Origin of the sequence: Rhodococcus sp. 14C212 (assembly GCF_011058195.1) — a bacterium.
GTDB lineage: Bacteria > Actinomycetota > Actinomycetes > Mycobacteriales > Mycobacteriaceae > Rhodococcus > Rhodococcus aetherivorans.
The window spans coordinates 1-18761 of record NZ_JAALEH010000018.1; the positions used below are offsets into that span (position 1 = coordinate 1).

Annotated in this window: 16 protein-coding genes; 9 read left to right on the forward strand and 7 right to left on the reverse strand. The window is 70.5% G+C overall.

The features are described from left to right. Nucleotides 1–2207 (forward strand): VanW family protein (locus tag G6038_RS10860; RefSeq protein ID WP_240918425.1); only part of this gene is annotated, 2207 nt, incomplete at its 5' end. Between the two features lie 162 nt (nt 2208–2369). On the opposite strand, the gene G6038_RS10865 is transcribed toward G6038_RS10860, so the two are convergent. The 3 genes from G6038_RS10865 to G6038_RS10875 all read right to left on the reverse strand — a co-directional run bounded on the left by G6038_RS10865 (nt 2370) and on the right by G6038_RS10875 (nt 6004). Next, nucleotides 2370–4205, reverse strand: coding sequence for an acyl-CoA dehydrogenase (locus G6038_RS10865; RefSeq protein WP_165037665.1), 1836 nt, complete (start codon nt 4203–4205; stop codon nt 2370–2372). 101 nt (nt 4206–4306) lie between these two features. Further along, a complete protein-coding gene (locus G6038_RS10870) occupies nt 4307–4915 on the reverse strand; it encodes a class I SAM-dependent methyltransferase (RefSeq protein ID WP_165037666.1) in 609 nt (202 codons plus the stop codon). 30 nt (nt 4916–4945) lie between these two features. Continuing rightward, on the reverse strand, nt 4946–6004 hold the full coding sequence (locus tag G6038_RS10875) for a DUF4185 domain-containing protein (RefSeq protein WP_206024568.1): 1059 nt from the start codon (nt 6002–6004) through the stop codon (nt 4946–4948). 262 nt (nt 6005–6266) lie between these two features. Between G6038_RS10875 and G6038_RS10880 the strand changes: the two genes are divergently transcribed. Together G6038_RS10880 and G6038_RS10885 are read left to right on the forward strand one after the other, a co-directional pair. Next, nucleotides 6267–7286, forward strand: a complete 1020-nt coding sequence (locus G6038_RS10880; protein WP_165037668.1) for a beta-ketoacyl-ACP synthase III — start codon at nt 6267–6269, stop codon at nt 7284–7286. Then, nucleotides 7286–8017, forward strand: coding sequence for an HNH endonuclease family protein (locus tag G6038_RS10885; protein ID WP_165037669.1), 732 nt, complete (start codon nt 7286–7288; stop codon nt 8015–8017). The genes G6038_RS10880 and G6038_RS10885 overlap by 1 nt, the downstream gene beginning before the upstream one ends. A 10-nt stretch (nt 8018–8027) precedes the next feature. On the opposite strand, the gene G6038_RS10890 is transcribed toward G6038_RS10885, so the two are convergent. Continuing rightward, nucleotides 8028–9002 carry a hypothetical protein gene (locus G6038_RS10890; RefSeq protein WP_165037670.1) on the reverse strand — a complete coding sequence of 325 codons (975 nt, stop codon included), beginning with the start codon at nt 9000–9002 and terminating at the stop codon, nt 8028–8030. Nucleotides 9003–9135: 133 nt separating this feature from the next. On the opposite strand from G6038_RS10890, the gene G6038_RS10895 reads away from it, so the two are divergent. Beyond that, nucleotides 9136–11253, forward strand: coding sequence for a thiamine pyrophosphate-dependent enzyme (locus G6038_RS10895; RefSeq protein WP_206024557.1), 2118 nt, complete (start codon nt 9136–9138; stop codon nt 11251–11253). Nucleotides 11254–11495: 242 nt separating this feature from the next. Beyond that, nucleotides 11496–12713, forward strand: a complete 1218-nt coding sequence (locus tag G6038_RS10900) for an FAD/NAD(P)-binding oxidoreductase (RefSeq protein WP_165037672.1) — start codon at nt 11496–11498, stop codon at nt 12711–12713. 1 nt (nt 12714) lies between these two features. On the opposite strand, the gene G6038_RS10905 is transcribed toward G6038_RS10900, so the two are convergent. Further along, the gene (locus G6038_RS10905) at nt 12715–14064 is read right to left on the reverse strand and encodes a cytochrome P450 (protein WP_165037673.1); all 1350 of its coding nucleotides are present in this window, start codon (nt 14062–14064) and stop codon (nt 12715–12717) included. Nucleotides 14065–14156: 92 nt separating this feature from the next. Here G6038_RS10905 and G6038_RS10910 point away from each other — a divergent pair, with 92 nt between their 5' ends. Beyond that, on the forward strand, nt 14157–14774 hold the full coding sequence (locus G6038_RS10910; protein ID WP_165037674.1) for a TetR family transcriptional regulator: 618 nt from the start codon (nt 14157–14159) through the stop codon (nt 14772–14774). Here the strand turns inward: G6038_RS10910 and G6038_RS10915 are convergent. Then, nucleotides 14758–15822 (reverse strand): TerC family protein, encoded by a 1065-nt coding sequence (locus G6038_RS10915; protein WP_165037675.1) that lies wholly within the window; start codon nt 15820–15822, stop codon nt 14758–14760. The two genes, G6038_RS10910 and G6038_RS10915, sit on opposite strands and share 17 nt — an antisense overlap. Before the next feature lie 163 nt (nt 15823–15985). Continuing rightward, complete coding sequence (locus tag G6038_RS10920; protein ID WP_165037676.1) at nt 15986–16369, reverse strand: VOC family protein; 384 nt, start codon at nt 16367–16369, stop codon at nt 15986–15988. A 265-nt stretch (nt 16370–16634) separates the two neighbouring features. Here G6038_RS10920 and G6038_RS10925 point away from each other — a divergent pair, with 265 nt between their 5' ends. The 3 genes from G6038_RS10925 to G6038_RS10935 all read left to right on the forward strand — a co-directional run bounded on the left by G6038_RS10925 (nt 16635) and on the right by G6038_RS10935 (nt 18759). After that, nucleotides 16635–16955 (forward strand): winged helix-turn-helix domain-containing protein, encoded by a 321-nt coding sequence (locus tag G6038_RS10925; RefSeq protein ID WP_165037677.1) that lies wholly within the window; start codon nt 16635–16637, stop codon nt 16953–16955. A 76-nt stretch (nt 16956–17031) separates the two neighbouring features. Continuing rightward, the gene (locus tag G6038_RS10930) at nt 17032–17952 is read left to right on the forward strand and encodes an alpha/beta hydrolase (protein WP_165037678.1); all 921 of its coding nucleotides are present in this window, start codon (nt 17032–17034) and stop codon (nt 17950–17952) included. Between the two features lie 102 nt (nt 17953–18054). Next, nucleotides 18055–18759 (forward strand): hypothetical protein, encoded by a 705-nt coding sequence (locus G6038_RS10935; protein ID WP_206024558.1) that lies wholly within the window; start codon nt 18055–18057, stop codon nt 18757–18759. The last annotated feature ends 2 nt before the right edge of the window (nt 18760–18761 follow it).

Consider the following 18761-nt stretch of genomic DNA (forward strand, 5'->3'; position numbering starts at 1 on the left):
CGGCCGGCGCGCCCGAGCAGGCCCCGGACGCCGAGCCGGAACCGCCGGCGGACGCCGACGTGCCGCCCTGGGAGGCGCCCACGGCCGTGCTGCCCGTCGTCGAGCCGGCGTCCGGCCGCACCGACGCCGACGTCGAGACCGAGGTCATCCCCACCCTGTCGGAGGGCGCCTCCCGGGAGCCGGCCGCCGAGCCGGAAGCGGCCCCTCGGCCGGCGACCGCACCCCCCGAGTCCGGCACCCCGGCCGGACCGCCCCCGGCCGAGCCACCACCGCCCGGACCGCCACCGGCCGAGCCGGCACCGGCCGGACCCGGACGCGACGACGGTCCGCCCTGGCGTCGCATCGCACTGATCACCGGCGGGGCAGCCGCCGTGCTCGCCGCCCTCTACGTCGGCGACCTCGCCGTCTCGTCGGGCAACGTGCCGCGCGGCGTCACCGTCGCCGGCATCGAGATCGGCGGACGGTCGGTCCCGGAGGCGGAACAGATCCTGCGGACCGAACTCGGGCCGCGCGTCGAGGAGCCCGTGACCGTCACGGCGGGCGACGTGAGCGCACAGATCGTGCCGGCACAGGCGGGTCTGGACGTCGACTGGGAGCACACCCTCGACCGCATCGGATCGCAGCCGCTCGATCCGATCACCCGCGTGACGTCGTTCTTCGGCGGCGGCAACGAGATCGGCGTCGTGTCGACGCGCGACGACGCCGCGCTGGCGGCGGCGATCGGCGGCGTCCGCGCGGTCGCCGACCGCCCGCCACGGGAGGGCAACCTCGTGTTCGACGGGGCCACCCCGGTGCCCGTGCCGCCGCTACCCGGGCAGACCCTCGATGCGGAGGCCTCCGCAGACCTGTTCGCCGAGCGCTGGGCGTTCGGCGACGTCGCGTTCCCCGTCGAGACGGTCGAGGTGTCGGTCACGCCCGAGGGACTCGAACGCGCGCTGCGAGACGTCGCGGACCCCGCCGTCGCAGCCGACGTGACGGTGCGCGGTCGGGACGGGGTTGTCGCCACCCTGCCCAGCGACCGTGTCGGCGCCGTGCTGACCTTCGTGCCCGACGGCAACGGGGGACTGACCCCGCAGTACGGGATCGAGGCCGCGACCGAGATCCTCCGGCCGCAACTGGCCCCGACCGAGGTGGAGCCGAAGGACGCCCGGATCGTGATCGAGGGCGGCGGCCCGACGGTGATCCCGTCGGTCGACGGCGAGCTCGTCGACTGGGCGGTCAGCCTCGAATCGCTGCCGCAGCTGCTGGCCGCGCCGGGCGAGCGGGTGACCGACGCCGTGTACAAGCCGGCCGATCCCGAGCTGACCACGGAGGCCGCCGAGAAGCTGGGCATCCGTGAGGTGATCGGCGAGTTCACCACCGGGGGCTTCGAGTACGCCTCGGGCGTGAACATCCGCCTCGCGGCCTCGGAGATCAACGGTGCGCTGGTCGAGCCGGGGGAGACGTTCTCGCTCAACGGCTACACCGGCCCGCGCGGCTCGGCACAGGGGTACGTCGAGTCCGGCATCATCAACAACGGGCGGCCGTCCAAGGCGGTGGGCGGCGGCATCAGCCAGCTCGCGACCACCCTGTACAACGCGACGTACTTCGCGGGCATGGAGGACGTCGAGCACACCGAGCACAGCTACTACATCTCGCGGTACCCGGCGGCCCGGGAGGCCACGGTCTTCGAGGGCGCGATCGACGTGAAGTTCCGCAATCCGTTCGACACCGGGGTGCTGATCCAGACGATCGGCACGTCGTCGGACATCACGGTGCGGATCTGGGGCACCAAGACCGTGGACGTCGAATCCGTGACCGGTCCCCGCACCAACTTCACGGCGCCGAACACGATCACGCTGCCGGCCGGGCCGGGGTGCATCCCGTCGAGCGGCGCGCAGGGCTTCACCGTGAGCGATACCCGCATCATCACCGACGCGGCCACCGGCCGGCAGATCTCGCGTACCACCCGCACGGTCCGCTACGACCCGGTGCCCGTGGTGCGCTGCGTCAGCGCGGAGCCGGAGCCCGCGCCGGAGGCGGCACCGGCCGCGCCGACGCCGCCGGCGGCCGGGGAGGCGGAGACGCCCGGCGGTGGCGCGGAGGAACCCGCCGGCGCGCGTCCGGCCGTGACGACGACCCCGCAGCCCGCGCCGAGCGCCCCGGACGAATCCGGGGATGCGCCCGCCGCGGCCCCGGCGGGAACCTCGCAGACCGACACGCCGTAGCGGCGGAACCCGCCTGCACACGACTGTGCCCTCCCGTTGCGAAACGGGAGGGCACAGTCGTTCGTGTGGGGGTCCGGTCCGGGACCGAGCGAATGTATCGTTCAGCTCGTCAGCGGTAGCGGACGATACATTCGCTCACCTGCCACGGCCACCTGCCACGGCTCAGAAGGCCGCTTCGTCGAGCTCCATGATGTCGAGGTCGACGTTGGCGACGATGCCGCGCACGGCGGTCAGCTCGGGCAGGACGTTCTTGGCGAAGAAGCCGGCGATGGCGACCTTGCCTTCGTAGAACGCCTTGTCCTTGACATCCGGGCCGGCGTCGAGGGCCGCGAGGGCGATCTCGGCCTGCTCGAGCAGGCGCCAGCCGATGAGCAGGTCACCGAAGGCGAGCAGGAACCGCACCGAGCCCAGACCCACCTTGTACAGCTCGGTGGGCTGTTCCTGGGCGCCCATGAGGTAGCCGGTCAGGGTGGCGGTCATGGCCTGGACGTCCTCGAGTGCCGTGGCGAGCAGGGCCCGCTCGGGCTTGAGGCGCTCGTCGGCGCGATCGGAGGCGAGGAACTTCTGGATCTGGCCGGCGACGTGGGCGAGGGCGACGCCGCGGTCGCGGGCGATCTTGCGGAAGAAGAAGTCCTGCGCCTGGATGGCGGTGGTGCCCTCGTAGAGGGAGTCGATCTTCGCGTCGCGGATGTACTGCTCGATCGGGTAGTCCTGCAGGAAGCCGGAGCCACCGAGGGTCTGCAGCGAGTCGGTCAGGTACTGGTAGGCGCGCTCGGAGCCGACGCCCTTGACGATGGGCAGCAGCAGGTCGTTGACGCGGTGCGCCAGTTCGTGGTCGGCGCCGGAGACCTGCTCGGCGACGACGTCGTCCTGGTGGGCGGCGGTGTAGAGGTAGACCGCGCGCAGGCCCTCGGCGTAGGCCTTCTGCATGGCCAGGGCGCGCCGCACGTCCGGATGGTGGGTGATGGTGACCCGGGGCGCGGTCTTGTCGGTCATCTGGGTCAGGTCGGCGCCCTGGACGCGTTCCTTGGCGTAGGCCAGGGCGTTGAGGTAGCCGGTGGAGAGGGTTGCGATGGCCTTGGTGCCCACCATCATGCGGGCGTGCTCGATGACGTCGAACATCTGGGCGATGCCGTCGTGGACCTCGCCGACGAGCCAGCCCTGGGCAGGCACGCCGTGGCCGCCGAAGGTGACCTCACAGGTGGCGGACGCCTTCAGGCCCATCTTGTGCTCGACGTTGGTGACGAACACGCCGTTGCGCTCGCCCATCTCGTTCGTCTCGAAGTCGAAGTGGAACTTCGGGACGAAGAACAGCGACAGGCCCTTGGTACCGGGGCCGGCGCCTTCGGGGCGGGCGAGGACGAGGTGGAAGATGTTCTCGAACAGATCGTCGGAGTCGGCGGAGGTGATGAACCGCTTGACGCCCTCGATGTGCCAGGAGCCGTCGTCCTGCTTGATCGCCTTGGTGCGGCCGGCGCCGACGTCGGATCCGGCGTCGGGCTCGGTCAGCACCATGGTGGCGCCCCAGCCGCGTTCGACGATGGTCGCGGCCCACTTCTTCTGCTCGTCGGTGCCGTTGGCGTGGAGCACGCCGGCGAAGGACGGACCGGCGGCGTACATGAAGGCGGCCGGCTGGGCGCCGAGCATCATCTCGTTGACGGCCCAGCTCAGGGCGCGCGGTGCCGGCGTTCCGCCGATCTCCTCCTCGAGGCCCATGGACCAGTAGCCGGCCTCGTACCAGGAGTTGAACGCCTTCTTGAAGCCTTCGGGCAGCGAGACCGAGTGGGTCTCGGGATCGAAGACCGGCGGGGTGCGGTCGGTTTCGGCGAACGACTCCGCCGCGGGGCCCTCGGTGAGGGTCTTCACCTCGGCCAGGATGCCACGAGAGGTCTCCTCGTCGAGGTCACCGAACTTTCCGGCCTCGAGGAGCGTCTGAATCTTCAGCACCTCGAAGAGGTTGAACTCCAGATCCCGGAGGTTGCTCTTGTAATGGCCCATGTCTGCGCTACTCCCAGTGAGATGGTGCGGTCAAGCAGTGTTCGAGTACCGCCCAAGTTATTACTCGTCGGTAACATCCGTCTATGTTACCCGCCGGGCAACTAACTGCCAAGGGTTGGTTTGCGTGCCACGACCAACGCGTCGATCGCCATTCCTGCGTCCGTTTCTCGCATTCTCCGCTCGGCGGTCCGGATATCCAGACGATCACGCATTTCCTCGACGAGATCTGTTGGCGTGTAGAGGATCTCAGGATCGCGCGGACCGCCGACGCCTGCGGTGGGATTGGTCGAATCGTGCCCCAGAAATATGAGGATTCCATCAGGTTTCAGGGCCGCGATCGCATTGTCGATCAATGCTCGTCGCTGTGGCGGAGGGAAATGGAGATAGGCGGAGAGAACGAGATCATATTCGGCGTCGAAAGTGACGCCGGTCACGTCGGCGCACGCGTACGTCAGGCGCTCGCGCACCCGCCTCGGCGCCTGCGCCGCGATCGCCCGTGCCTTGTCCACCGCCACCCGGGAGAAGTCGACGCCGGTCACCTCCCAGCCGCGCGTGGCCAGCCAGAGCGAGTGCCGGCCCTCGCCGCACCCCAGATCCAGTGCCCGGCCGTGCGGCAGCGACGTCGCGAACTCGACGACCACCGGGTTCGGCGGCGATCCCCACACCGTCTCGCTCTCCGCATACCGCGCATCCCACTCCTGTGCGTCCATGGACGCACGGTAGCCCGGACGCCGCGCCGGTCAGGGGTGGAGCGTGGTGCGCAGCAGCAGCACGTTGTAGTTCTGGTGCACGGTCGTGAGGAAGTACAGGTCCGGACCCGACGACCACGGGTGGATGTACGCGCCGTAGGCCGTGGGCAGCTCCCGGGTGTCGACGACGACCTCCGGCGCGCTCCACGGGCCGGTGGGCGACGGGGCGCGGCGGAGCACCACGGAGTTGTGGCCGTCGGTGGTCAGCAGCACGAACTGCCCGAGGTAGTCGTTCCACTGCACCGACAGCTCGGCCGCGCCGCCCGCCATCACCGGGCGGGCCGCGTTCACGTCGCGCACCCACGCGCCGCCGTCCCAGTACTCGTACGCCGCGAGATCGAGCATCTGCGGTTCCGGTACGCGCGCCAGGTGCACCAGGCCGCCGCGACCGGGCGGCGTTCCGTACTGGTAGACGAACCCGCCGTGCCGGACGAAGGCGCCCATCTGGAAGTTCCGGTTCCCGCCGACGTTCGGCCGCTCGGTCTGCGGCGCCACCGTCCAGTTCTCCCCGTTGTCGTGGGAGAAGGCCAGCCCCGAGAAGTTGGTCTCCCACGAGCCGGCCTGCCCCCAGTTCTTCACCGACATCAGGCTCAGGAACTGGGTGTCGCCGACGGCGATCCCCGCGGTGGGGATCCGGCTGATCTCCACGAACGGGATCTTCGGGCTCGGCACGAGTTCCTTCGCCTGACCGAAGAAGTCACGGGCCGCGCTGTCGAACGTCATCCCGTCCGTGAGGTTGCGGTCCGAGCTGCGGAACAGCGAGCTGCTGCGCCAGGCCCAGATGCTGCCCGAGAGAAGGTTGGGCAGCCCGAGGCCCGCCGTGTCGCCGAACGCGGTCAGCACCTGGCCGCGGCCGTTGTCCCACATGACGCCGAGGTCGGTGCCGAGCACGTTCATGTCCTGCGTGCGATTGGTGCTGAGCATCCCGGTCTGCTGCGCCACCACCTGGGTGCGGCCGCGCAACTCCGGCAGGCCGTTGACCCCGTTGAGCCCCGGGATCGGATTGATCGCGTTCGGGTTCGCTGCACCGGTACTCGCAAACGGAACCATCGTCACGGCGGCACAGGTCAGCACAATGACTCCGAGGCGGACGGAAGCACGTCGGTAACCCCCATTACGTGTGTGCACGGCCACAGACGGTAACAGGAGGTGCCAACAGCCACGCGTGGTCCCGCGCCCGTCGGCGTGTCCCGGCGGCCCGTGCCCAAGAGCCGTGGCCGACGGGTCGGCTCCGCTACGATTCGCGCGCGCGTTACCGTGTCAGGAACGCGATGCACTGACCGCCGGTGCACGAAGAAGAGGAGTTCGCCTGATGGGTGCACAGATCGCCGGTCCCGCCCCGTTGCGGAACACCGCACTGCTCGGGCTGGGCGTGCACCGCCCCGAGCGGGTCGTGACCAACCACGAGATCTGTCAGCAGATCGACTCGAGCGACGAGTGGATCCAGTCCCGTTCCGGCATCAAGGAACGGCGATTCGCGGAGGACACCGGCGAGACCGTCCTCGACATGGCGATCTCCGCGGGCCGCAAGGCGCTCGAGGCCGCCGGCATCACCGGCGACCGGCTCGGCGCCGTCATCGTGGCGACCTCGACCTACCCGTACCAGACCCCGCAGTCCGCTGCGCTGGTCGCCGACACCCTCGGCACCGGCGGCGCCGCCGCCCTCGACATCTCCGCCGGCTGCGCCGGGTTCTGCTATGCCCTCGGCGTCGCTTCCGACCTGGTGCGCGCGGGTACCGAGGACTACGCGCTCGTCATCGGCGTCGAGCGGATGAGCGACACCACTGAGCCCACCGATCGCTCGGTGCGGTTCATCTTCGGCGACGGCGCCGGCGCGGTGGTCGTCGGCCCGTCCGACGAGGTGGGCATCGGCCCCACGGTGTGGGGATCGGACGGCTCGCAGGCCGACGCCATCCGCCAGGAGCCCGACTGGGTGAACTTCGCGAACAACCCCGATCAGAAGCGGCCCTGGATCATCATGGAGGGCACCGCGGTGTTCCGCTGGGCGGCCTTCGAGATGGGCAAGATCGCCCGGCAGATCGCCGACAAGGCCGGCGTCGAACTCGCCGCCCTCGACGCGTTCGTCCCGCACCAGGCCAACCTGCGCATCAACGACGTCATCGTCCGCCAGCTCGACCTGCCGGAGACGGTCGCCGTCGCCGACGACATCATCGAGACGGGCAACACCTCCGCCGCCTCCATCCCCCTCGCGATGGAGAAGATGCTGCGCACCGGTCAGGTCCAGCCGGGCGGGCTCGCCCTGCTGCTCGCCTTCGGCGCCGGCCTGTCCTACGCGGGGCAGGTCGTGAAGATGCCGCCGCTCGCACAGTAGTGGCCGCGGCGAACTCGACCGGTCGTCGTCGCTGGTTGTGGTTGCTCGCCTACGTGCTCGCCTTCGTCGCCTTCGTCGTCCTCCAGCAGACGTACGGCGGCGACGAGGCGGGTCCCGGCGGGTCCGCGTCGGCGCCCGTCCCGGCCCCGTCGTCGGCCGCCGCCGCCGAGGCGGTCGAACTGCTGAAGAGCCTCGCCGTGCGGGAACCGGACCCGTCCGGCGGTTACGACCGCGCCCTGTTCGGGCCGGCGTGGACCGACGACGTGACCGTCGCGGGTGGGCGCAACGGCTGCGACACGCGCAACGACGTCCTGAAGCGGGATCTCGTGAACATCAAGCTGGCGCCGGTGACGAAGGAGTGCACCGTCGAGGCGGGGACCCTGTACGACCCGTACACGGGGCGGGAGATCTACTTCCGGCGCGGTGTCGACACGTCGTCGGCGGTGCAGATCGATCACGTCGTCGCCCTGTCGGACGCGTGGCAGAAGGGCGCGCGGCTGCTCGACGCGCAGGCCCGCAAGAACCTCGCGAACGATCCCCGGAACCTGCAGGCCGTCGACGGACCCACGAACCAGGGCAAGGGCGACAAGGACGCGGCGCAGTGGCTGCCCCCGAACTCGGAGTACCGCTGCACCTACGTCTCCCGGCAGATCGAGGTGAAGGCGGAGTACGGGCTGTGGATCACGCCGGACGAGAAGGACGCGATGGCCGGCGTCCTGGCCACCTGCTGACCGCCGGGCCTCAGGCGCGGCGGTGCGCGAGATGCTTGCGGACCGCCGTCACCACCCCGACCGCCGAGGCGACGATCACCACGATGCACACGATGCCGACGGCCAGGTTCAGCTGAGCCGTCAGGTCGGAGCCCGCGCGCTCGCGCAGGTCGGAAAGGAACTGCGGCGAGAAGTACGGCCGGTGCACGAGCACGGCCGTGGCCACCGCGACGGCGAGCAGATCGGAGACCACCGACAGCGCGGTGACGACCGTCGTCCAACTGCGCACGACCAGCGCCACGCTCGCCGCGACCACCCACAGCGCCGCGACGGCCACCATCGCCGGCACCAGCCGGTCGGTGAAGCTGGGATCGAGGGCCTCGTACCCGGCACCGAAGAACGACGGCGCGAGCGACGGGGACAGGCCGGCCACCCCGATCAGGACGACCACCGCGAACACCAGTTCCGCAACCGCCTCGCCGACGGGGATCTCCCGCCCGTGCGGCACCGCCGGCAGGTCGTCGGGATCCCACCGGCCGAGGTCCGTGCCGGCGGGCGCGGTGCGCTCGAGCACCGCGAAGACGACGGTCACCCAGAACGCGGCGTACACACCGCCGGTCAGGGCCGCGTCGACCGCGTCCCACACGACGTCGGCGGTGTCGAGGGGCGCGGCCGCGGGATCGGTGGCCTCGGTCAGGGCGCCGAGCAGGGTCAGTCCGCCGAGCACCGCCGCCACCACCCCGACGACGGGCCACAGCACCCGCAGATAGGTGGCGTAGAGCCGGGGACCGATCAGGTGCCGCGGGGCGCCCCGGTAGGTGCGGGCGAGATCCGCCGGGGAGCCGAGGCCGGCGAGCACCTCGCGCACGTCGCGGTCGTCGGCGGCGTCGTCGATGCGCCGGCGCAGTTCGGCGCCCACGTCGTCGCGCCGGGACCGCGGCAGGTGGACGAGGACGGCGTGCAGGTACCGGTCGACGAGTTCCCCGTCGGTGAGGCGGGTGGACATCTCGGTGTTCCTTCCGTTTCGGCCCCCGACCTGCAGGTGCGGCCGGGCGCGACGGCCCGCGCCGACCGGGACCGGGCGGTACTGTGCCGGTACACAGTATTGGGCAGGACCTGCGAGGGTGTGGGGAAGCGCGATGACGGCCGAGCCGCTCGACGAGTACTTCACCGCCACCGTCCGCGGCTGGAGCGCCGGCCGTGCCGTGGCCGGACGGATACCGGACGAGCTGGTGCTGCGCTGTTTCGACGCTCAACTGCAGTCCCGTCACCTCGACTTCGCAGCCCGTGAGATGCAGCGGCGGGGTGCCGGGTTCTACACCATCGGCTCGGCCGGGCACGAGGCGAATGCCGCCCTGGGCCTGCTGTCCCGGGTCACCGATCCGGCACTGCTGCACTACCGGTCGGGGGCCTTCTACGCCGCACGGGCGGCCCGGGTGCCGGGCACGACGCCGGTGCGGGACGTGCTCGCCGGCTGCACCGCCTCGACGCTGGACCCGATCTCCGGCGGCCGGCACAAGGTATTCGGCAACGCGGAGTTGAACATTCTCCCGCAGACCTCGACGATCGCCTCCCACCTGCCGCGCGCGGTGGGGACGGCGTTCGCCCTCGCCCGCGGGTCCCGGCTCGGCCTGCAGTGCCCGTGGCCCGCGGACTCGGTGGTGCTGTGCAGCTTCGGGGACGCCTCGGCGAACCATTCCACCGCGGTCGGTGCGCTCAACGCGGCCGCCTACTGCGCGTACCGGGGGCTGCCGCTGCCGCTGCTGTTCGTGTGCGAGGACAACGGGCTCGGCATCAGCGTCCGGACGCCGGAGGGCTGGGTGGAACGCACCCTCTCGTCGTATCCGGGGGTGAGCTACCGCGCGGCCGACGGCGCGGACCCGGTCGGCGTGCTCACCGCCGTCGCGGACCTGCTCGTCGCCGTACGGACCTCCCGCGCACCGGCCGTGCTGCACCTGAAGACGGTGCGGTTCCTCGGCCACGCCGGCTCCGACGCCGAGGCCGCGTACCGCACCCGCGAGGAGATCGCCGCCGACTATGTCCGGGATCCGTTGCTGGCCACCGCACGTACCCTGGTCGACGGCGGAGTACTTTCCCCCGCAGGGATTCTCGAACGATACGAGGGGATGCGTTCCGTCGTTGCCGCCGAGGCGGAGGCGCTCGCGACCGCCCCGCGGCTGGTGTCGGCCGCCGAGGTGATGCGGCCGCTGCACGCGCACGGTCGCCGGCGGGTCCCGGACGAGCCGGAGCCCCCGTCGTCGGAGCCCCGCACGCTCGCTCGAGCGGTGAACGACGCGCTCACCGGGATTCTCGAGGCGATACCGGAGTCGTTCGTGTTCGGTGAGGACGTCGCAGACAAGGGCGGGGTGTACGGGCTCACGCGTGGTCTGCTCCGCCGCTTCGGGCCGCACCGCGTCTTCGACACGATCCTCGACGAGCAGACGATCCTCGGTACGGCACTGGGTTTCGCGGTGGCGGGACTGCTGCCGATTCCGGAGATCCAATACCTGGCCTACCTGCACAACGCCGAGGACCAGTTGCGAGGAGAGGCGGCGAGCCTGATGTTCTTCTCCGACGGCCGCTTCCGCAACCCGATGGTGGTGCGCATCGCCGGCCTCGCCTACCAGCGCGGGTTCGGTGGGCACTTCCACAACGACAACTCCGTCGCGGTGCTGCGCGACATTCCCGGTCTGGTGCTCGCGGTGCCGAGCCGCCCGTCGGTGGCCGGGGCACTGCTGCGCAGCTGCGTGCACCTCGCGCGCAGCGAGGGCCGGGTGTGCGTGTATCTCGAGCCGATCGCGCTCTACCACGAGCGCGACCTGTACGACGAGGGCGACGGACTGTGGCAGGAGCCGCCCGATTCCGTTGCGGTACAGCCGGGCTCGGTGCGGATGTACGGTACGGGCGACGACGTGCTCATCGTGACGTTCGGCAACGGCGTCCGGATGAGCCTGCGCGCGGCCCGTCGGCTGTCGGCGCGCGGCGTGGAGGCCGCCGTGCTGGACCTGCGGTGGCTGGCGCCGCTGCCGCTGGCCGAACTGCTGGCGTGTGCGCAGTCCTTCCCGCGCGTGCTGGTGGTGGACGAGACACGGCGCAGCGGCGGGGTGTCGGAAGCGGTGGTCACCGCACTGGTGGACGCGGGCTACCGCGGCCGGATCTCGCGGGTCACCAGCCGCGACAGTTTCGTGCCGCTCGGGCCGGCGGCGGCCGAGGTGCTCCTGTCCGAGGACGACGTCGTCAGCGCGGCCACGGAGTAACGGCGCGTCATCGCGGTCGTGTCCGGCTCGCCGCCGTCGCGCAGCTCGACGACGTCCTGCCCCCGGCAGGGACGAAGGTCCCGGGAAGCGAGGACCTTCGCCGGGCGGAAATACCCGGAGGGGTACTTGAAGAGTCCCGAGTGCGGGTCTACAGTCGTCGTTGAATACCCCACCGGGTATCAAGGGGCGTGGAGGCCCAGCCCGCGTCCGCGCCTGCGTCACGGACGGAAAGGACTGTTCACATGTCGCTCCATTCAGGCAACGGTGCCGCGCGACATCGAGTACTCGTCGTCGGAGGTGGCACGGCCGGAATCGCGACCGCTGCGCGCCTGCGCCGGGCCGGCGTCACCGACATCGCGGTGATCGAGCCCTCCGACGAGCACTGGTACCAGCCCCTGTGGACCCTCGTCGGCGGAGGACAGGCCTCGCTGGACGAGACCCGCCGAGCCGAGGAGAAGCTGATCCCCAAGGGCGTCCGGTGGATCCGGGCCGCCGCGACCGCCGTCGACCCCGACGCGCAGACCGTCACGACCGACCGCGGGACCGTCGTCGGCTACGACTACCTTGTGCTGGCCACCGGCCTGCAACTCGACTGGGACGGGGTGCCGGGCCTCGCCGAGGCCGTCGGGCACGGTGCCGTCTCGAGCAACTACTCCTCGCAGTACGCCCCCTACACGTGGGAGCTGATCCGGAACATGCGCTCCGGCACGGCGATCTTCACCCAGCCCGCCGGCCCCATCAAGTGTGCCGGCGCGCCGCAGAAGATCGCCTACATCGCCTCCGACTACTGGCGGCGGCAGGGCCTGCTGGACGGGATCCGCGTCATGCTCGTCCTGCCCGGCGACTCGATGTTCGGCATCCCGTCCTGGCGGCAGACCCTCGAGGGGGTCGCCGCGAAGTACGGCATCGAGGTGCGACTGAGCTCGGAGATGACCGCGCTCGACGGATCGTCGCGCAAGGCGACGATCGTGAACAGCGCCACCGGCACCGAGGAGGTCGTCGGGTTCGACATGCTCCACGCCGTGCCCCCGCAGCGCGCGCCCGGTTGGGTCGCGGCGAGCCCGCTCGCCAACCCGGCGAGCCCCTTCGGCTACGTCGAGGTCGACGAGCACACGCTTCAGCACCGCCGGTATCCCAACGTGTTCGCGCTCGGTGACGTCGCGGACCTGCCGACGTCGAAGACCGGCGCGGCGGTCCGCAAGCAGGCGCCCGTCCTCGTCGCCAACCTGGTTGCCGAGATGCGTGGCGTCGGCAAGCGCAAGAGCTACGACGGGTACTCGTCCTGCCCGTTCGTCACCGCCCGGGACAAGATGATGCTCGCGGAGTTCGACTACGACCTCAACCCGTCCCCGAGCATCCCGGTCATCGACACCACCAAGGATCGCCGCGACATGTGGCTGCTCAAGCGCTACGGCCTGCCGGCCATGTACTGGCACGGGATGGTCAAGGGCCGCGTCTGAGTCACCGGAGGCGGCGCAGCGCGATCGGTTGCCCGTCCGACGGGTACGGAAGTGACGTGAAGTTCAGCGGCGCAACGTAATCGGACGGAACGTGCCACCGGTACCCGAGCAGCAGGTGGTGCAGCACCGTCTTGATCTCGGCGCCGGAGAAGTACATGCCCAGGCAGCGGTGCTCTCCGGCGCCGAACGGCGTCCACGCGAACTTGTGCACGCGATCCTCGCGGCGTTCCGGTGCGAAGCGACCGGGATCGAACTTCTCCGGTTCCGGCCACAACTCGGGCATATGGTGGCTGTAGTGCAGCCCGACGTTGATCAGGGTGCCGCGCGGCACGAAGTGGCCCAGGATGTCGGTGTCGGCGGTGGTGTACCGGACGATGCCCGGCACCGGCGTCACGAGCCGCTGGCACTCCTTGATCACCAGGTCCAGGCTCGTGAGCGATTCGAGGTCCGCCAGGGTCGGGGTCGTCGTACCGAGCGCCTCCGACTCCTCCCGGCACAGTTGCTGCCACTCGGGGAACTGGCCGAGGTACTGCAGCACGGTGGACAGCGTGATGGTCGAGGTGTCGTGCGCGGCCATCATCAGGAAGATCATGTGGTTGACGACGTCCTCGTCCGAGAATCGCTCGCCGTCTTCGGATTCCACGTGACACAGCGCGGTGAACAAGTCGTCGCCGTCGCCGGCGCGACGGGCCGGCAGGTAACGCCGGAAGAACTCCTCGAGCCGGCGGCGGCCCACCACGCCACGGCGCCAGCGGGTTCCGGGCAGGGGATAGCGCACGATCGCCGTGGCCGCCTGTACGCACCCGATGAACGCCTTGTTCACCTCGGCCATCTCGGTGGCCGACGATCCCTCGGCGCCGCCCATGAAGATCGATGTGGCGAGCCCGAGGGTGAGTTCTTTCAGTGCCGGGTAGGCGCGGAAGTCCTCGCTCGGTGCCCACGAGTCGAGGGCCTGCGCGATCGCGGGCTGCATCGAGTCCGTGTAGCGGGCCAGGCGGTCCCGGGTGAAGGCCTGCTGCATGATCCGTCGGTGCGTGCGGTGCTCGTCGCCGTCGAGCAGCATCAGGCCGCGGTCGAAGAACGGGCCGATGAGGGTCCGCCAGCCCGGGCCGTTCGCGAGTGCCCGGTCGCGGTTCTGCAGCGCGGCGCCACAGGCGTCGGGTCCGAGCAGCACCACCCAGGGCCGGCCCGCGAACCGGAACCAGGACACCTCGCCGTGTTCGCGGTATCGCCGGTCGTAGGCCTTCAGCGGATTGCGCATGTAGTCGAGGGCGTACCCGACGTAGGGCAGTCCGGCGTCCCCGGGTACCGCGGTCAGGCCGGGTGGGGAGGGCGCGAGCACTTTCGTCATGAGGTCTCCGATTCGTCGGACCGTATCTGACATGAAGCTCTGTCAATTGACAGTAGCGTGGATCACAGGCGGCGATCTGTCAAGATTCGACTATGGGCAGGCCCAGTCGTCAGTACCGCGGAAAGAGTGCCGAGCAGCGCGCCGCCGACCGCCGTGAGCAGTTGCTCGCGGCCGGTCTGACGGTGTTCGGCCGCGAGGGCGGTGACCGTGCCACCATGACCGCGATCTGCCAGGAGGCCGGGCTCACCGAGCGGTACTTCTACGAGAGCTTCTCCGGCCGGGACGAGCTGCTCGTGTGCGTCGTCGAGCGGATCGCCGACGAGATCCGCGAGCGCGCGCTGGCGGCACTCGCCGAATCCGAGCGCGGCCCCGAGGAGCGGGCCCGCGCCGCCATCGCCGCGTTCGTCGCGGTCCTCACCGACGATCCGCGCAAGGGCCGGGTCGCCGTCGTCGAGTCCGCGGCTGCCGAGCCCTTGCGCACCCGTCGCCGGGAGTTGCTGCGCCAGTTCGCCGACCTCGTCGCAATCGAATCTCGCGAGCTGTGGGGCGACCGCGCGCTGCAGCCGCCCCACGACCAGATCGCCGCGCTGCTGTTCGTCGGGGGTCTCGCCGAGCTCATGACCGCGTGGCTCGGCGGCGAGATCGACGTGACCCCCGATCAGATCGTCGAGGCAGCGACCCGCCAGTACGCGTTCATCGCCCACCGTTGAGGCTGTCGTCGTGCTCGGGCCGCGCCGCGCGGCGCCGGCTGCCGGGCCGCCGCCACACGGGTTCGAGGGCCGCGGTCTCCTCGGCCGTGGCCATCCGGAACGGCGGGGCCGCGGGTGCCGCGAGGCTGCGACGGCCCTGGCCGCGCGTGGCGCGCAGGCTGGCGACGATCGACACGGTCAGGATCGTGGCGACGACGGCGAGCGAGATCGGCGTCGGCACGTAGAACACGTCGATCTTCAGCAGCATCTTGATGCCGACCCACACCAGCACCAGGGCCAGCCCGATCTTCAAGTACACGAAGCGGTGGATCAGGTCGGCGAGCAGGAAGTACATCGCCCGCAGGCCCAGCACCGCGAACGCGTTGGCGGTGAAGACGAGGAACGGTTCGTCGGTGACGGCGAAGATCGCGGGGATCGAGTCGACCGCGAAGACGATATCGGTGATCTCGATGAGCACCAGCACCGCAAGCAGTGGGGTGGCCAGCAGCGCACCCCCGCGACGGACGAGGAACTTCTGACCGTGGTAGGCGTCGGTCATCGGCACGTGGCGGCGGAACAGCCGCAGCGCACGGGACTTCTCGGGGTCGAGGTGCTCGTCGCGCTGCCGGATCATCCGGTAGCCGGTGTAGAGCAGGAACGCCGCGAACAGGTAGAGGATCCAGCCGAAGCTCGCGATGAGCACCGAGCCTGCCGCGATGAACAGACCCCGGAACACCAGGGCGCCGAGCACGCCGAGGAACAGGACCCGGTGCTGGTACTCACGCGGCACGGCGAAGTAGGTCAGGATGATCGCCCAGACGAAGACGTTGTCGACGGCGAGCGACTTCTCGATCAGGTAGCCGGAGAAGTACTGCTGGCCGAACTCCGAGCCGTACTGCCACCAGATCAGCGCGCCGAATCCGACGCCGGTACCGACCCAGAACAACGACCAGCCTGCGGCCTCGCGCACACCGATCACGTGCGCGCGGCGGTGCGCGAACAGATCCACCGCCAGCATCGCCACGATCGCGGCGAGTACCGCCGCCCACAACCACAACGGAACGGTCATCGGGACCACCTCTCAGCCTCGAAACGGCCGAAAGTCTTTCCCGGCTCGAACCCGAGCCCGCTCCGCCGGGGGGCCGGCGGACGGCCTCCGAGTTGACGACGAAACGCGGAGGGATACTCCCTTTCGCGAACTGCAATTAGTGAATAGTATTTCCGGTTAATTGTCAAGGGAACGGGAGATAGGGGCGCGTGAGCAGCTCGATCGCGTGACCGGCCGGGTCCTTGAAATAGACTCCGCGCCCGCCGTGCTCCGTGTTCGTTTCGCCGGGACGGCGCATCTGCGGATCGGCCCAGTGCTCGATGCCGGCGTCGCACAGCCGCCGATACGCCCTGTCGAAGAGGTCGTCGTCGACCATGAACGCGTAGTGCTGCATCTGGATCTCCACCGGGGGCTCGGCGAACTGCAGCAGTACGCCGTCGTCGAGCTGGATGTTGGTGAACGAGCCCCAGGACGGTGCTTCCGAAAGTTCCAGCAGTTCACGGAAGAACCGCGCCGACTCGTTGCGGTCCGCGGCGGCGATGATCGTGTGGTTGAAAGTGACGGCCATGGGAGTTCCTCGCTGTAGTTCGATCCGGGGACGGGACGGCGGTACGCACGAGCCCGGCGGTCCCCGTATCGAATGCGGGCGGCGACCCTGCGCCGCCCGTACCACGCTCAGACCTCCACCGGATCGCCGATCCGTGAGTGGCGTAGTGCCGGCCCGGTGTTCACCCGACGAACGCTACCCGGGGCCGCCCGGGCGCACCAGGGATGCGGCCACGGCCCGAGTGCGAAGCGCGATACCGGAAACCGCGCTGCCCTATGGTGTGCGGGTGACCTCCTCCGCCCGCCCCGGAACGCCGCCCGCCGGTGACGAGGACCGTGCCCGGGGCTGGACGTTCCTGACCAACCACGCGCACGTACTGCTGTGTGTCGCCGGTGGCGGTCAGCCCACCGTCCGCGAACTCGCGCAGCGGATCGGGATCACCGAGCGGTCCGTGCAGACGATCGTTGCCGACCTGGTCGACGGCGGTTACCTGACCCGCACCCGGGTGGGGCGCCGCAACCTCTACTCGGTGAATCCGGCCGGGCGGCTCCGTCATCCGCTCGAATCCGCGCACACCGTCGGCGAGCTGATCGACGCGCTGCGCTGAGGGCAGGGCTCGTCGCCGGGGATGTCCGGCTCGCCCCGTCACGGACACCTGCGTCGTGTGACCGCAGTCACGTGGCATGCTGGCGCCCATGATCGACGTCGAACGTCCCAAGCTGGAAGGCACCGTCGCGGTCGGGGGCGGCCGCCGGATCGGCTTCGCCGAGTTCGGATCGGCCCAGGGCCGGGCGGTGTTCTGGCTGCACGGCACCCCCGGGGCGCGCCGGCAGATCCCCGTCGAGGCACGAAGCTACGCCGAGCGTGAGCACGTCCGGCTCATCGGCCTCGACCGCCCCGGCATCGGCTCGTCGAGTCCGCACCGCTACGAGAACGTCCTCGCCTTCGCAGACGACCTGCGCATCGTCGCGGACACCCTCGGCGTGGACCGGATGGCGGTCGTCGGACTCTCCGGCGGCGGCCCCTACACCCTCGCCGCGGCGCATGCGATGCCCGAGCGGGTCATGGCCGCCGCGGTACTCGGGGGTGTCGCGCCCGTCGTCGGTCCCGACGCGATCAGCGGCGGCCTGATGCGGTTGGGCACGATGGTCGCGCCGCTGCTCACCGTCTGGGGCGTCCCCATCGGCATGGGCGTGACGTCGATGATCCGGGTCGTGCGGCCGTTCGCGTCGCCGCTCATCGACATGTACGGGTGGCTCTCGCCCGAGGCCGACCGGCAGTTGCTGGCCCGCCCCGAGTTCAAGGCGATGTTCCTCGACGATCTGCTCAACGGCAGCCGCAAGCAGATGGCCGCGCCCTTCGCCGATATCGTGGTGTTCGCCCGGGACTGGGGTTTCCGCCTCGAGGACGTCAAGGTGCCGGTCCGGTGGTGGCACGGCGACACCGATCACATCGTCCCCATGGAACACGGCCTGCACGTGGTGGGCCGCCTGCCCGACGCCGAGTTCCACCACCTGCCCGGCGAGAGCCACCTGGGCGGCCTGGGCGTGTCCGAGGACATCCTCTCGACCGTCCTGCGGATCTGGAACGACGCCGACCGCTGACTCCGCGGTGGCCGAATGTCACACCGATTCGATCACATCGAACGCGTGTCACATTCGGTCGCGACGGGGCCGACACGGCGCCGGAGAGGGCATGATGTCCGGATGGACACCGGCGTCGGAGGGGACGGGTGGGCCACCCGCTGGGTGGACCCGCTCGCCGACCTTGCCGCCGGCACGACGACCGCCCTGGTCCCCGACGTGATCGTCACCGCGCTCGCTCTGGGTCTGACGTACCGATACGTCGGACGCACTGTCGCCACGGACGTGCACGGCGTGCCGGTGCGGGCGACGGTGCGGTCGGTGCAGGTGCGACGTCGCCGCGCGCACCTGCAGTCCCGGGTCGAGCTCGCGGCAGTCGACTGGGGCGGGCGCCGGGTGGACGAGGTGACCGTGGTGGCGCACGGTGTGCGTGTCGTCCCCGGGATCCGCACCCGGCTCAGCGCACACCGTCTCGACGTCCACGGCACCAGCGGCGTCGGCGCCGTGCTGGACTGGCTCAACTCCCTCGGCCACGACTGGGTTCTCGCCCTCGATCGCGACGGATCGATCCGCGCGACGCATCGCCGCCGTCGGCTCACCGCGCTCGTCGACGTCACCGTCACGGACGGCGTGGCCCGGATCGAGATGTGCGACGCCCGCTGCTACGGCGTGCCGGTGCCGGGACGGCTGCTCCCACCACGCGACGTCGCGCTGCCACCCCTGCTCGGCGGTGCCGGGAGCGTCTGCGCCGCGCGCGAGGGCCACCTCGTCCGGTTCGCGATGCAGGTGCCGGCCGTGTCGTACGCGTTCGACCCGCTGGGCGCGTGAGG